This is a genomic window from Sphingobacterium sp. UBA7249, from assembly GCF_002472835.1.
Classification (GTDB): domain Bacteria; phylum Bacteroidota; class Bacteroidia; order Sphingobacteriales; family Sphingobacteriaceae; genus Sphingobacterium; species Sphingobacterium prati.
On sequence record NZ_DKST01000030.1, the window covers coordinates 202,050 to 217,292 of the forward strand.

Here is a 15,243-nt window from a genome sequence, read left to right on the forward strand (position 1 = left end):
TCATGGACGAATAAGAAAATTAATAAAAATAACAATAAATTTAAAGAGCTATGAAGAGATTATGTATCATGGGGGCATTTGTGATGCTAACAGGATTTTGTCAGGCACAGGAAGTGAATGTATTTATTTCCGGTGAAGATGGCTATAAAAGCTACCGTATACCTGCTATTGTAAAAGATAAAAGTGGACAATTGATTGCCTTTGCAGAAGGTAGGGTAGACCATGCTGGTGATTTTGGTAATGTGGACATCGTTTATAAAATTAGTCAGGACAATGGAAAAACATGGGGACAATTGCATGTTGCAGTTGATAATGATCATCTACAAGTGGGGAATCCGGCTCCAGTGGTTGATATATTGGATCCAAAATATCCTCAAGGCCGTCTATTACTTTTTTATAATACAGGTAATAACCATGAGGGTGAGGTGCGCAAAGGAAATGGTTTAAGAGAATGTTGGTCGATTAGCTCGGCGGATGGTGGTAAGACTTGGTCTAATCCAGAAAATATTACGCTTGCGACCCACCGTCCCAATCAGCCTTCCGTAAATATGCAATATAACTTTCAGGAGGATTGGCGAACTTATGCAAATACACCAGGGCATGCATTGCAATTTGATTCAGGAAAGTATAAAGGGCGAATTTATATTCCTGCTAATCATTCGGAAGGAAATCCAAAAGCAAATGGCAAAGACTATTTTGCCCATTCTTATTACTCGGACGATCATGGGAAGACATTCAAGATAGGGGCGAGCGTGACATTTGAGGGGTCAAATGAGACAATGGCTGCACAAATATCGAGTACTGGGGTTTATATGAATTCCCGGAATCAGCAAGGTAATGTAAAATCAAGGATCGTATCTTATTCAAATGATGGTGGCGTTAATTGGGATACAACATATTATGATGGTAATTTACCCGACCCAGTCAATCAGGGGTCGGTACTTTCTTGGCAAAGAAAAGGAAAGTACACGCTAGCAGTTTGCAATGCTGCAACCGTTAACAGAAGAGATAATTTAACGCTTCGATTGAGCAAAGATCAAGGCAAGTCATGGTATTACAATCAGGTTGTAGCCAAAGCACCGGAAGGTATAAAAGGGGATTATGCTGCTTATTCCGATTTAGTTCTTTTAGGTAAAAGTACGATCGGTGTTTTATTCGAAAAGGAGAATTATAGCAAGATTGTGTTTTTGCCAGTAAATTTCAAATAAGCTGCACCAAGGTGTTTTTATCCTTCGGTTTCAATTGAAGATATTTCTCGGTATAAAAAAACACCTGAAGTGGGGAACCTCAGGTGTTTAACCTAACCAATTATTAACCTAAATTTATGAAAAGTATACTTTTTAAAGTATAGAAAATTATATTCAATATTCATGCCATTATTCCTTTTGTTGTTTTATTATTTTCTTTTGTGTTATTTTTGTTACTAAAATCACCGTATTGATAGGTTTGGATTGATTACAGTGTCGTTTTTTTGGGATAATAAGCTCTTTAGTTTGGCCTATAAATGCCGCGTTGTAAATGTTATATTTTTCGGATTAAAATGCTGATAACCAGAGTAATTAAAAATATAATTTAAACAACTCATCCCATTCAGCCTCTAGGCTACCTGTGTAAACCGCTTGTTTGGCTCGATTATACCAGTAACGGGCGTTCCATAGGTCACCTTCTTTGCGATGGAGATAAGCATGTACATGGGCAGCATCTCGGCCATCCAACTGATCGATAAGATCATGTGCAGTTTTCCAGTCCCCTTTTTTGTCGTACCATAATGACTTTTGTACTGCAGACCAGTTTTGGATAGGATGATCCAATAATTGAAATTCTTCTTCTGTCATTTTCTTAATTTGTTAGTTCCTTGCTCCAGATTTCATAAATGTCATCGCCTTTTGAACTCTTGCCGCTATGATGCCATTGGTTATTTTCCAGCTTTCCGCTAAAGTGAAGCTCTTGCCCCACTCTCGTATGATCCCTTGAAAAGAATTGTATTTTCTCGGTGTAATGATTGTTTTCGAATTTATAGGACCCACCACCTGTTCCATAAAATCCTTTTTGTACAGGATTAATGGCAATCCATTGAAAATAACCATCCACCAGGATCTTTATTGTTTTGCGATCTGCTTTTGGGATTTCATGCATTTTTGAGTCTTGCTGTCTACCAGTGATCCGCCATAGCGCATCCAGATCTTGGGTGATCGGTTTTTGCCTGACAAAAAGGCCATTGAAACGGGACGATTTTATCTGGACAGAACCATCCTGCTGTTTAATGTATAAGCTGATCGTCTTACCAATATGGCCAGCATCTTTTGTGTCATATTCAATAGTCGCATGTATGCTGTCATTCCGTTGTTGAATAGCACCCCCCCAAGTATAACCGAAATGTTTATTTGTATCGTCATAATTTATGAAAGAGAGGTAATGATCTTTGATCAAAATTAAGTTTTTGCTTGTGCCAGTTTGGGAAATATATGCTCCGTCGCCCAATTGGGCCTTAGCTTGAAAATCCAGCATTACAAGCGAGAAGCACAGGAGTATAATACAGTGTTTCATATCATATTAAGGCTTGTTGTCTTCTAAAGATACGAAATAAAAGTGTTGAAATGAATCTGGTCGGTTACGGCAAACAGAAAGGCCGATTTTTTATTAAAAAATCAGCCTTTCTACCAACCTGGATAAGGAAATCTATTTAAATCTGCTTGCTAATGCCGCCAACTTACTTGCCATATCCGTTTCTGGCTCTTGTTGTCTTTTTCCATCGGTTCTCTTACTCTTAGGAAGAACTGGTTTTTCATCAGTTTTCATCGATAATGCGATGCGGTTACGTTGCTCATCGACCTCTGTCACAGTGACCGTGACATGTTGCTGTACTTTAACCACCTCATGCGGATCGGAGATATAGCGGTTGGACAATTGGCTGAGGTGTACCAGTCCGTCTTGGTGTACGCCAATGTCAACAAAGGCACCAAAGTTGGTGATGTTGGTAACAATACCGGGAAGTTTCATCCCCACCCGTAAATCGCCAATGCTATTCACACCTTCAGTGAAAGAGAAAGCTTCGAACTTTTCCCTTGGATCAAGTCCTGGTTTGGCCAGCTCATGTAGAATGTCATTTAATGTTGGCAGTCCTACTTCTTCGGAAATATAGTTTTTTAAAGGAATGGATTTTCTTAATTCTGCATCTTTAAGTAAGTCTTCTACCTTTTTTCCCAAGTCTTTTGCCATCTGTTCAACCAGGGCATAACGCTCAGGGTGTACAGCTGAAGAGTCCAAAGGGTTGTCGGCATGTCTTATCCGAAGAAAGCCTGCAGCTTGTTCAAAAGCTTTGTCTCCAAGACGAGGTACCTTCTTCAATTCGCGACGTGAGGCAAATGGACCATTCTCATTTCTATATTTAATAATCTGCTGGGCTAAAGCTGGGCCCAGTCCAGAGACATAAGATAGAATTTGCTTTGAGGCTGTATTCAGTTCTACACCGACAGCATTTACACAACTGATGACTGTGTCATCCAGTGATGTTTGTAGCTTGTTCTGGTCCACATCATGTTGATATTGGCCAACACCGATTGATTTAGGGTCAATTTTGACTAATTCAGCTAGCGGATCCATTAATCTTCTGCCGATTGACACAGCGCCACGTACCGTAATATCGTGGTCAGGGAACTCTTCACGTGCTGTCTCTGACGCTGAATAAATTGAGGCTCCACTTTCATTAACCATCACAATGGTAACATTGCTGAGTCCCAGTTTTTTTACAAAATCTTCGGTCTCGCGCCCTGCAGTACCGTTACCAATTGCAATGGCCTGAATATCATGCTTAGATACTAAATATTTAACTGTTTTTTGAGCTTCAGCAAGTCCATTGGCACCGTTGTGTGGGAAAATAGCGGTATTTTCTTTGAGCTGACCTTGCTCATCCAAGACAACTGTCTTACATCCCGTTCGGAAGCCGGGGTCGATAGCAAGTAATCTCTTTTGTCCCAGTGGTGCGGCCAAAAGTAGTTGACGAACATTGTCCGCAAAGACTTTGATCGCTTCTTCGTCCGCTTTTTGACGGGTCAACACGCGGATTTCGGTTTCCATTGATGGTTTCAATAAGCGTTTGTAGCTATCTGTCAACGCCAATTTTACTTGTGAAGCGGCTTCGTTTGAGGCTTTGATGTAAAGCGACTCAATGGTTGGAATGACTGCGTCTTCATTGATATCTATATCCAGATACAGTAATTCTTCTTTTTCACCACGGCGCATGGCCAAAACGCGATGTGAAGGTGCATCTTTTAACGATTCCGACCATTCGTAGTAATCTTTGTATTTAATTGCTGCTTCCTCTTTTCCCGGAACCACGCGCGATACGAATTCTCCTTTTTCTAGAAATATTGCCCTAGATTTGGCTCTTACTGTCGCATCTTCAGCAATAATTTCGGCAATGATATCCCTTGCTCCCGCTAGCGCTTCTTCACTGTTTTTGACTCCTTTTTCTTCGTCGATCAATGAATCTGCAAGCGCTAAAAAATCTGTTTTGTCCTGGGCTAGAAGAACATCTGCCAGAGGCTGTAATCCTTTTTCGCGGGCAATGCTAGCTCTCGTCTTACGTTTAGGCTTGTAAGGCAGATAAATATCTTCCAGGTTTGCCATTGTCTCGGCTGTCATTACTTGTTTTTCAAGTTCTGGCGTTAATTTTCCTTGGTCATTTATGGATTTTAAAACAGCTTCTTTACGTTTATCTAGATCCTTTAGTTGTTGTGAGCGATCCCGAATGTTTGTGATCTGCACCTCATCTAGGCTACCTGTCATTTCTTTCCGATAACGGGAAATAAATGGGACAGTAGCACCTTCATTTAATAGTTCAATAGTCGTGCGAACTTGTCTTTCGCTTATGGATAGCTCGTTAGCGATTGTGATTTCGTGTGATAATAAGCTCATTGTAGGTTTTTCTTTAAAAAGGAAAGCTGTTGAATGGTTATTCAACAGCTCTAATTAATATCTTATTGTAAATTAATGCAATGAGGTTACGCGGGTTTATTCGTGTTTTCCTGTTCTGTGGGTTTCTTTTCCACTACCTCGTCGTTTTTGGCCTCAGCAAAGTGGTCATTGTATCCGTAGGTAATATGAGAAGGCTCCTCGCCGTAATCTAATTGCTTGTGCGGATTGTGTTCCACGACTCCTGTGGGAGTTGTAAATTCATATTTTTTCTTTGCTGGTTCGGAATCTGAGCTTTCAGCAGTTTCCACCGATTCGGACTCTTGCGCTGCTTTGGCCTGTTCTTCGGCAACTTTTACCTCATTTGGAACGGCCTCCTCTTTGACTTCTGTCTTAACGTCTATATCTTTTTCAAAATTATTGATCTGATCTGAAATCTCGCGCTTGATGCCTTCTGATGCATCTTTGAATTCTCGAATCCCTCTTCCTAAACCTCTGGCCAATTCAGGAAGCTTCTTGCCACCAAAAAGTAACAAGATCGCAAACACGATTAAAATCATCTCCTGTGTTCCGATGTTTAGAAATGTTATTACTGGATTGTACATACTCTTTTCCTCTTCTTTTGATTACTAATTAGATGCTAAGTTACAATTTATATTTCTATAGTTCTTAGACCAACAGGTAAATTTAAGATAATTTTAAGGTATTTGAAACATAAAAATTACGTAACATCGGGCGACTATTTGCAAGGTAAACTTTGTTATATTTTTGCTAAATATTTTTTAATATGACGATAGAGCAGAAATATCTTTGTATTTTTGTGCCTATTTTTTGAGGAATTGATTATGTTGGGGAAATTTAAAACATTTAAGCCGTATTATAAAAGTACGATTGTATTGGCCGGTCCGGTTGTCATTTCACAATTGGGCCATACATTGGTACATACTGCGGATAGCGTTATTGTTGGGCATTTTGCTGGAACAATTCCATTGGCAGCTGTATCACTTGTAAATGCTGTATTTATGATCGTTATGGTTGTCGGACTGGGAATTGCATATGGAATCACACCATTGATCGCTCAGGAAAATGGCCGTGATAATAAGAAGGAGTGTGCTGTATTATTGTCAAATAGTTTCTGGTTAAATATTATTACAGGAATATTATTGTTCTGTTTGGTTTATTTTGGTTCAATGCTTGCAATAGATCATCTGAACCAAGATCCGGCTGTTGTAAAAGAAGCGAAACCTTATTTGCTCATTTTGAGTCTTTCTATGCTACCATTGATGGTGTTTAGTACATTTAAGCAATTTGCCGAGGGGCTGGGATTTACAAAGCAGGCTATGAATGTAACTATCTGGGGCAATGTTCTCAATATTATCTTGGCAATCATTTTTGTCAAAGGTATGTTTGGAATTACACCCATGGGTGTGAAAGGGGTTGGATACAGTACTTTAATTGATCGTATCTTGATGATGGCTGTTATGATGACTTACGTATTGCGATCAAAGAAGTTTAATGGCTATATACAGCATTTTAAAATTACAGTAATAGACCAGGTAAGATTGGGGAAAATATTGCGGATTGGCGCTCCCGTTGCGATGCAGTATGTTTTTGAAATCGGTGCATTTGCTGGGGCCTCTTTATTGGCAGGTACAATCAGTGCTACCGCCCAGGCTTCTCATCAGGTAGCCATACAATTAGCAGCAATGACTTATATGATGGCCAGCGGTATAGCTGCCGCGGCAACAATTAAAGTGGGTAATAGTTATGGCAACAGAAACCTGTTCCGCTTAGAACGCTTTGCGATCTCTTCGTATCAGTTAGTTTTGGTTTTTATGTTTATTACAGCTTCTTTGTTTGCAATTTTCAATAATTACCTGCCTTATATCTTTACATCTGATCAGGCGGTCGTCGCGATTGCCGCTCAATTGCTCATTATTGCAGGCCTTTTCCAGTTATTTGATGGTACACAGGTTGTTGGATTGGGAGTATTAAGGGGTATGGGGGATGTTAATATTCCGACCATCATTACGTTTATTGCCTACTGGATTATCGGATTACCAAGTGGTTATGTGATGGGGATACTTTTTGACTGGGGGATTAAAGGCATCTGGTATGGTCTTACCTTAGGTCTATTGACTTCATCGGTCTTACTTTATTTACGATTCCAATTGGTCATTAAGAAAAAGAAACTCCAGTTTGAAAACAGTATAATTAAAACATAAAAAAGGGATATTCGACAATTAAATGAATGTGCTACCCACGGGAAAATTATAAATTTCCTCTGAGATAAGATGTGCGATAAAAAAGTGGCTACCTAAAGGTGGCCACTTTTTTATAATGATGATATTGTTTCTAAATTTCTCTGTTGCTATCCCAGTTTTCGAGATAGTCGGCAACCCTTTTCAAAAATGTACCACCAAGCGCGCCATCGATTGCGCGGTGATCGTAAGATAAGGACAGATACATCATATGTCTTATTCCGATCATATCACCGTATTCAGTTTCGATTACAGCTGGTTTTTTTGTTATTGTACCGACTGCCAGTATTGCCGCTTGAGGCTGATTGATAATTGGTGTGCCCATAATATTACCAAAGGCGCCGATATTAGTGAATGTGAATGTGCCGTCTTGTGTATCATCAGGTTTTAACTTATTGGCCCGGGAGCGTTGTGCCAGATCATTAACTGATTTACTTAGTCCTACTAGGCTCAACTGATCCGCATTTTTTATTACCGGAACGATAAGATTGCCATTGGGCAGGGCAGCAGCCATACCGATATTGATATTCTTCTTCTTGATAATATTATATCCATCTATAGATATATTAACCAAAGGAAAGTCTTTTAGCGCCTTGGTAATTGCTTCTATAAATAGTGGTGTGAACGTAATGTTTTCTCCCTCACGTTTTTTATACGCATCTTTTACCTTATTGCGCCATAGGACAAGATTAGTCACATCTGCTTCCACAAATGAACAAACATGTGGGGATACCTGAACACTCTTGACCATGTGGTCAGCGATCAAGCGTCGCATACGATCCATTTCGATAATTTCGTCATTACCGTTCACAACAGTATGAACTGTTGTTGTTGGAACGGTTTGCGTAGGTTCGCTCTTGATAACAGGAGCGTTTGTCGGTTTCGAATGATCAATATCTTTATTGGAACCTCTGTTGGCTACATAAGATAGAATATCTTCTTTAGTAACTCGCCCTTCAACTCCAGTACCTTGAATACGATCGAGCTCTTCTAGCGATAAGCCCTCGTGACGGGCAATATTTTTTACTAAGGGGGAATAAAAACGAGTTGTGTGTTCGTAATTTGCACCGGTATCTTCGTCAGATGGATTGCTCAATTGATCTAGACCCGGTATTTTCAAATCTGCCGCTTCTGTTGAAAATGTAGGCTCATCAGTAGTTAGGTTACGCTCCGCTTCAACAACGGTTTCATCTGTCTCGGTATCTCTTTCTATTTCTATAATTGCCACGATATCACCAACTTGTACGATTTGGTCAGCACTGTAAAGTTGTTCCTTCAAAATACCTCTAACAGGAGAAGGGACTTCTGAATCAACTTTATCCGTTGCGATTTCCAATAAAGTGTCATCTTCTTCAATCAGGTCACCTGGTTGTTTTAACCATTTGGTAATTGTTGCTTCCGATACACTTTCTCCCATTTTTGGAAGTAAGAGTTTATATAAAGCCATATTTTTTAGCAATCTCGTTATACAAAAACGAAGTTAATTAAATTGTGGTTTACTTTCAACAATTTGAAATATTATTCCTTAAAAAAGGGTTTTATTAAAATATTATTTTATGTTATTCGTATCCTTGCCCTTCTTCTTTTATGAGTAGTTTCCAAAGCAGGAGAAGCGCATTCATCCGTGTCCGTTCGATGTTTACGAGTCTATCGTTGTTGAATTGAAATTTCTTTGTGATAATCTCTTTTTTCCCGGCTACAGCTACCCAAACTGTTCCCACTGGTTTCTCTGTAGATCCTCCTCCAGGGCCTGCGATTCCCGTAGTAGCTATAGCATAATCAGTACCAAACATTGATTTTGCACCAGCTGCCATCTCGATGGCCGTTTGTTCACTGACGGCGCCAAATTGATTTAAAGTAGTTTCGCGGACAGCTAACAACTGTTGTTTTAGCTTATTCGAATAGGGGATAGTACCACCGACGAAGATTTCGCTGCTTCCAGGATTCGCGGTTATCGAGGCCGCTAAACTACCTCCTGTACAGCTTTCTGCTGTTGTCAACGTAAGCCCTTGATGCATAAATTGCTTGATTAAAAAAGCTTCTATAGTGGTGTCGTAATCGGCAATAACATAATTTTTTAAACGATGGAGGAGTTTGCTTTTAAAAAGTTTTACCTCCTGAACAATATCTGATTTGTTTTTACTTTTTCCAGAGAGCCGTAGGCGGATAAATGCCAATGTAGGCAAATAGGCCAATTTAATAGTTAGTGGGAGTTCTGCTTCGATATCTTTTATTTCTTCTGCGAGATAAGATTCTCCAATACCGCCAACTAATATCGTTTCGTGATGAATGACCGAATCTTTATACTGGCTTTCGATTAAAGGAAAAACACGTTGTTCCATCAGATGTTTCATTTCAAAAGGTACACCCGGCATAAAGATATAGTGCTTGTTTCCTTGTGAAACTAACATTCCTGGGGCTGTACCATAATCGTTGAAGAGTACCTCACAATTTGCCAGGACATCAGCCTGCTGTCTATTAATCTCCAACATTTCTAAGTTGCGGGATTCAAAGAAACTGGTTACATGCAGAAGTACTCTTTCATCCCGGGTTAAGGTTGTGCCAAAATATTTTGCTGCGGTATTTTTGGTAACATCGTCTTTGGTGGGGCCAAGTCCTCCTGTGATTAAAATCAAATCGGCTCTTGAGGAAGCACTTTTTAAGGTATTGAAAATAGCTTCCTCAGTATCGGGAATGGATGTCATCTGAACAATGTCGACTTCGAATTTTTGTAATTGTTGTGCAATCCAGCCGGAATTGGTGTCGATAATTTGGCCGATAAGAATCTCATCGCCAATGGTAATAATTTCTGCTTTCATAGTATAAACTTACATAAAATTACGTTTCTACAATCCGCTAATTTTTTTTTGATAAAAAGAAATAAAAAGTGATCCACCGCCTGCTGTTTTAAGGATGAGGTTGCGACGTACAACTGTGTGGAGAGAATAAAAAAGCGGTTATTTTAAAAATAACCGCCGCCAGAACTAGCTCTTTTCGTTAGCTTAAGATCTTGCAGGATTGATGCCTTGGCTCGAATGGTGACATTGTAACTTCGATATCGCCCAAACGGCATCCAACCAAAAGACATGTCCCAGCAGTGCAAATCCCGATAAATATTGAATGAAGTCATGACAACTTCTTTTTGCTTGAAATCGTAACCGGACTGGAAAGTAACTTTCCATTTCGGTGTAACGCTAAAATCCCCATGTAAATTTAGTGTACTAGTAATCTGCTTGTCCATGCGTCGTGTACTTGTATTAAAGAACTTGGACATGTTAAAACTGAATGAGGCCGCTAGATTCCAAGGGATATTAAAGTCCACAAACGCATTTGGGTCAGAACTTATTCTGGCCAAAGCCTGTGCTTGCTCCGGAGTCATTCCAGCACCAGACATTTGTTTTCTTAACGAATCAATGTTATCATTGCGTGACCTAGCAGCTTTTGGATTTAAACTATAATCAAAAGATAAACCAAAATTTGTCAGGCGGGCCAAACTTCCATCTTTGATCGCATACCTATTGATACGAACACCATTGTCATCTATGGAGTATGGATCGAATGTACCGTTGAAGTTGACATTCATTTTCTGGTCGAAAAAAGCAGTCCGGCCGGAAAAAGTTATTGGATCTAATTTTAGAGAGTCTCTCACGAAATTGTAATTCCCACTAAAAGTTAAACCCTGAAGAATAGGTATTTTCTTGAAACCTCCATCGGTGGTGTCGGACTTGCTCTTCACTTTAGCCTCAATGTTATTATCAATAGAGAAGCCTATACCTGCAGATTTTCCGGCCGAAGGTGAGCCATATATTCCTTGTGCAAAAATGGAGTATACATTGCGGTTGCCGTATTGATCATTATAGTGCTGATAGAAACCATAGCGAGGGTCCGAGAAATCTGGTCTATAATTAAAATTTATCGAGGGTGTGACCACATGCCGAATCGCTTCAATTTTTCCGATCTTTGGATACATACCGTAGATCTTTGTTGAAAGACCAGTCGATATGGAGTAATCATAAGCACGATTAAATCCCTGAAGGGTGTCAAGCCGCTGCTTATATCCTGAGGGCGTGTTATCAATACGTTGTCTGGTACTTTGTAGATACCAACGTTCGGTATAGTTTACACTTGTGTTGAATTGAAAATATTTAAAAGCATTAAGTGATAAGCTGACTGGAATATTGTGTTGGAAGCCATTTTGAAATCTTTTGAAGCCTCCTGACGAGAAAAGCAGAGAATCTGCTGTACTGACTGTATTTTGTGCCTGGAAGCTATAGCCCACATTGATCCGTTGATACCATTTTTGTTCGCCTACGCGATCTTTGCTGTCAAATGGATTAAAAGAAGAAACATTCAAACTAATATTAGGCAAGCTTAATTGAATAGTCCTATTAGCCATATCTTGACTATGTGTTAAACTGGCTGTTAAGTTAACCTTACCATCGGCAAAGACTTTTCCGTAACTGATGGAAGATCCCATTCTGTTTTGAGCCAAGTTTTGATAGGTTGTTTGATTACTTCCCGTACCTGTATTTTGAAAGTAGGAGGCCGTACCAAAGTTTACACTTGCGGAGAAAGATGTTCCAGGATTAGCTTCCTGACGTTGGGTATGGTTCCAGGTTACATTGAAATCTTTATTTGAACCATAATTATCTGTACCTTCTACCCCAACTTTCGTATTAGCATAGCGTATGTTAAAACCACCATTAAACTTGTAATTGACTGTATATCGAGTGTTTATGGACGCTTCCCATGAACCTTTAGAATATAATGAGCCTCGAATCTCACTATCCCAATAATCATTGAAGGCTAAATACCAACCAATATCACGCATCGAAAAACCTCTTGTATAATCTTCACCAAAAGAAGGAAAGAGAAATCCGGAGGCTCTCTTATCGGGTTTCGGAAAAAAAGCAAAAGGGAAGGCTACGGGCATAGGTACACCCATCACCACTAAGTAAGCAGGGCCGGAAATAATCTGATTTTTGGTAACGATACCTTTTGATATATGTATTCCAAAGTGAGTGTGTGGGTAAGGTAAATTACAGGTACTGTATAATCCCTTATAGATTGACATCTCATCATAGATATTCTTTCGAACGATATTGGCCTGGATAAAGCCTCCATCGACTTCCGTCATAATACCATAAGTGTTCCCTTCTTGCTTTTCATAATCATAATAGAGTGAGTCCACTGTCTTAGGCGATTCGCCATTTCCCATAATGACAATAGGACGTCCTACATATTTGCCATTTTTGTCATAAATACCTGATGCGAAAATCTTTTTTTGATTACGATCGAGACGAATGTAATCAGCTGAAAGTTCAAAATCCTGATACTTTACTTTTGCACCGCGATATAAATGACTTATATTCTTTGCAACTTCAGATTTTTGAGAATCGACTGCAATAATACTGACTTCTGCTTGCAGTCCATTACCTTTTTTCTTGGTGGTATCCTGCGAGGACTTAGTTGAATCTCCAGGCTTAATTTTTGTTGTGTCCTGCAGTTTACTGGTTGTCGAGACAGGGTCCTTACTTTGAAGTCCGTTCTGTTTTAATGGAATATTGCTCTGAGCCAACGTTGAATTGCTCGTTGCAAGAATGATAAATAGTGTTAAAATGTTGATTAACGACTTCAAAATTAAAGACAAATGTTATTTTTGTGAAATAATGTTAAACTTCGAAGGACAAAATTAGTCAAAAAACAAATAGAAAATATGTTAAATATCGTTATCTATTAAAGAAATAATATTGACTCATTTTGTTTCGTTTATAGTAGAGCAAATAATTATTCAATGAAATCAGATTTAAGAATTAGAAAATGGTGTAGCATTATGTTTGCTACTTTGGGATTTTTTTTGTTGAATTCTTTCAAATTAAACAATGGTCAGCCCGAGCCACCCGATTATCAGATTAAAACTATTGTTATTGATGCCGGGCATGGTGGAAAGGATACTGGAGCACAGGGCCGTCGATCCCTAGAAAAAAATGTAGCTTTGGATGTCGCACTAAAGCTCGGAAGGCAAATTCAAAAAGATATTCCAGGGGTTAAAATCATCTACACGCGGACGACAGACGAATTTGTGGAACTATATAAGCGTATTCGCTTAGCGAACGCAAATAAGGCGGATCTGTTTATTTCGATTCACTGTAACTCAGGTGGCTCTAGTGCTCATGGGACAGAAAGCTTAGTGTCAGGTTCCCATCGTCTAGGACAGCAGGATGCTGCCGTTCGCGAAAACGCATCACTTTTGCTGGAATCGAATTACAAAGAAAACTATCAGGGATTTGATCCAAAAGATCCCGAAAGTGCAATTATTTTCTCATTGATGAAAAACAGATTCCGCGAAAAAAGTATTCGCTTGGCACAGATGATTGAAGGTGAGTATGTAAAAGCGGGAAGACATAGTCGAGGATTCTGGGAAAAAGGTTTAGCTGTACTTGCTGAAGCAGGTATGCCAGCTGTCTTGACAGAAATTGGATTTATCAGTAATAGGGAAGAAGAAAGTTACCTGTTGTCGGATGAAGGACAACAAGAAATTGTTAATAATTTGGTTTCGGCGATAAAAATATATAAAAATTCTGTCGAACGCTAAACAGATTTGCTTTTGCGCTGTTTTAAGCTTATATTAATGACGCACTACAAAATAGATAATTTGTGAAAATATCAAATGAAACCAAAGTCGGTATATTAGCAACAGTTGCAATAGCCCTATTATTTATAGGGTATAGTTTTCTAAAAGGAAACGATGTTTTTAGTAGCGACAATACATTTTACACGACTTATAATACGGTCGATGGATTGACGCCTTCCAAACCTATCCTGGTGAACGGCTATCAAATTGGGCGGGTGTCGAAGATGACTTTACAGCCTGATGGTAAAATAAAAACTGAATTTAAGATTCACTCACACTATAATATTCCCAAAAATACCATTGCACGTATCTCCAGTACCGATTTATTGGGCGGTAAAGCGATTGTCTTTGAGATGGGGAATAGTACGGAAATGGCGAAAGATGGTGACTTCCTCAATTCGGGTATACAGGCAAACATCATGGACAAAGTCGAGCCTATTCAGAAGCGGATTGAAACCATAACCATCAAATTGGATTCTACCTTATCCGTTGTTAATTCGGTATTGGATAAACAATTTCAGGACGATTTTAAGAGCAGTATTCATAGCATATCAACATCGTTAAAGAATGTGGAAGGCATTACAAAAGACGTAGAAGGTCTAGTCGGAAATGAAAAAGGAAGACTGAATAGAATTATGGCTAGTCTGGAGTCGATCACCACCAATTTCTCGCAAAATGGTGAAAAAATAAATTCAATCATGGCTAATCTAAATAATATAACAGATAAAGCAGCACGGTTGGATTTTGAACAGACCATCAACAAGGTGAATGCGGCAATGTCCGATTTTCAGAACATCACGAGCAAGATCAATAGTGGTAAGGGATCAATTGGTTTGTTGCTCAATGACGAAGAATTATACAATAACCTGAATAATGCGTCAAAAGAGATGGATAACCTGATGAAAGATGTCAAGGAAAAACCAGGTAAATATATTAAGCTTTCTATTTTTGGAAAAAAAGGAGAGAAGTAGATTTCGATTAGCAGATACACATATTACATACAAAAAGCCCGCAAATTGTGGGCTTTTTGTATGTATGGCTACTATAGAAGCTGGAATCAATTCGTTCTACTGGTACTTAACTTCGTATTAAGTTGATACTAAGTTCACTATTAAGAGCATAATAGCACTCTTGTTATACCCCTGTTAATACCTTGTAATTACCCTTTTACTAGTGAAGGTGGTATTAAGTAAAGGTTAACTTGATCCCTCGGTATCTGATCCAATCAAAAATGATGGAATGAAATTGCCTACATCTCATGCTGCTGGTCAAACTCAAGCGGATAGTAATAATACTGAATCTAGAAATATCCGGTTTACCCCGCGGTCAGGTATTAACCTAACGAATAACGCCACTCCACGAGTGGCGTTATTCGTTGGTAATTGTAATGTTTTACCTGTGTTTTATCAGTAATGTAGGTGATGGTAATCTCAC

Annotated in this window: 11 protein-coding genes; 4 read left to right on the forward strand and 7 right to left on the reverse strand. The window is 39.1% G+C overall.

Annotated elements, in window-relative coordinates:
- Positions 1-50: 50 nt before the first annotated feature.
- Positions 51-1,208 (forward strand): sialidase family protein, encoded by a 1,158-nt coding sequence (locus B4A24_RS22365; RefSeq protein ID WP_293947169.1) that lies wholly within the window; start codon positions 51-53, stop codon positions 1,206-1,208.
- A gap of 351 nt (positions 1,209-1,559) precedes the next feature.
- On the opposite strand, the gene B4A24_RS22370 is transcribed toward B4A24_RS22365, so the two are convergent.
- From B4A24_RS22370 to B4A24_RS22385, 4 genes are all read right to left on the reverse strand, one after another.
- Positions 1,560-1,835, reverse strand: coding sequence for a hypothetical protein (locus tag B4A24_RS22370; protein ID WP_293947170.1), 276 nt, complete (start codon positions 1,833-1,835; stop codon positions 1,560-1,562).
- Positions 1,836-1,839: 4 nt separating this feature from the next.
- Complete coding sequence (locus tag B4A24_RS22375) at positions 1,840-2,547, reverse strand: hypothetical protein (RefSeq protein ID WP_293947171.1); 708 nt, start codon at positions 2,545-2,547, stop codon at positions 1,840-1,842.
- Positions 2,548-2,679: 132 nt separating this feature from the next.
- Positions 2,680-4,917: a Tex family protein gene (locus B4A24_RS22380; RefSeq protein ID WP_293947172.1), complete on the reverse strand. Its 2,238-nt coding sequence runs from the start codon at positions 4,915-4,917 to the stop codon at positions 2,680-2,682.
- A gap of 86 nt (positions 4,918-5,003) precedes the next feature.
- Complete coding sequence (locus B4A24_RS22385) at positions 5,004-5,519, reverse strand: Sec-independent protein translocase subunit TatA/TatB (RefSeq protein ID WP_293947173.1); 516 nt, start codon at positions 5,517-5,519, stop codon at positions 5,004-5,006.
- A 240-nt stretch (positions 5,520-5,759) separates the two neighbouring features.
- On the opposite strand from B4A24_RS22385, the gene B4A24_RS22390 reads away from it, so the two are divergent.
- Positions 5,760-7,139, forward strand: a complete 1,380-nt coding sequence (locus B4A24_RS22390; protein WP_293947174.1) for an MATE family efflux transporter — start codon at positions 5,760-5,762, stop codon at positions 7,137-7,139.
- 130 nt (positions 7,140-7,269) lie between these two features.
- Here B4A24_RS22390 and B4A24_RS22395 read toward each other — a convergent pair whose 3' ends face one another.
- The 3 genes from B4A24_RS22395 to B4A24_RS22405 all read right to left on the reverse strand — a co-directional run bounded on the left by B4A24_RS22395 (position 7,270) and on the right by B4A24_RS22405 (position 12,813).
- Positions 7,270-8,622, reverse strand: coding sequence for a dihydrolipoamide acetyltransferase family protein (locus B4A24_RS22395; protein WP_293947175.1), 1,353 nt, complete (start codon positions 8,620-8,622; stop codon positions 7,270-7,272).
- Between the two features lie 112 nt (positions 8,623-8,734).
- A complete protein-coding gene (locus tag B4A24_RS22400; protein ID WP_293947176.1) occupies positions 8,735-9,994 on the reverse strand; it encodes a competence/damage-inducible protein A in 1,260 nt (419 codons plus the stop codon).
- A 143-nt stretch (positions 9,995-10,137) separates the two neighbouring features.
- Positions 10,138-12,813, reverse strand: coding sequence for a putative LPS assembly protein LptD (locus B4A24_RS22405; RefSeq protein ID WP_293947177.1), 2,676 nt, complete (start codon positions 12,811-12,813; stop codon positions 10,138-10,140).
- A 156-nt stretch (positions 12,814-12,969) separates the two neighbouring features.
- On the opposite strand from B4A24_RS22405, the gene B4A24_RS22410 reads away from it, so the two are divergent.
- Both B4A24_RS22410 and B4A24_RS22415 read left to right on the forward strand, forming a co-directional pair.
- Entirely contained in the window at positions 12,970-13,770 is an 801-nt protein-coding gene (locus tag B4A24_RS22410) for an N-acetylmuramoyl-L-alanine amidase family protein (protein ID WP_293947178.1), read from the forward strand.
- 62 nt (positions 13,771-13,832) lie between these two features.
- Positions 13,833-14,780 carry an MlaD family protein gene (locus B4A24_RS22415; RefSeq protein ID WP_293947179.1) on the forward strand — a complete coding sequence of 316 codons (948 nt, stop codon included), beginning with the start codon at positions 13,833-13,835 and terminating at the stop codon, positions 14,778-14,780.
- The last annotated feature ends 463 nt before the right edge of the window (positions 14,781-15,243 follow it).

Coding starts and splice junctions, on each gene's coding strand:
- B4A24_RS22390 (WP_293947174.1), top strand. CDS start 5,760: ATGTTGGGGAAATTTAAAACATTTAAGCCGTATTATAAAAGTACGATT.
- B4A24_RS22385 (WP_293947173.1), bottom strand. CDS start 5,519: ATGTACAATCCAGTAATAACATTTCTAAACATCGGAACACAGGAGATG.
- B4A24_RS22410 (WP_293947178.1), top strand. CDS start 12,970: ATGAAATCAGATTTAAGAATTAGAAAATGGTGTAGCATTATGTTTGCT.
- B4A24_RS22400 (WP_293947176.1), bottom strand. CDS start 9,994: ATGAAAGCAGAAATTATTACCATTGGCGATGAGATTCTTATCGGCCAA.
- B4A24_RS22375 (WP_293947171.1), bottom strand. CDS start 2,547: ATGAAACACTGTATTATACTCCTGTGCTTCTCGCTTGTAATGCTGGAT.
- B4A24_RS22380 (WP_293947172.1), bottom strand. CDS start 4,917: ATGAGCTTATTATCACACGAAATCACAATCGCTAACGAGCTATCCATA.
- B4A24_RS22395 (WP_293947175.1), bottom strand. CDS start 8,622: ATGGCTTTATATAAACTCTTACTTCCAAAAATGGGAGAAAGTGTATCG.
- B4A24_RS22365 (WP_293947169.1), top strand. CDS start 51: ATGAAGAGATTATGTATCATGGGGGCATTTGTGATGCTAACAGGATTT.
- B4A24_RS22370 (WP_293947170.1), bottom strand. CDS start 1,835: ATGACAGAAGAAGAATTTCAATTATTGGATCATCCTATCCAAAACTGG.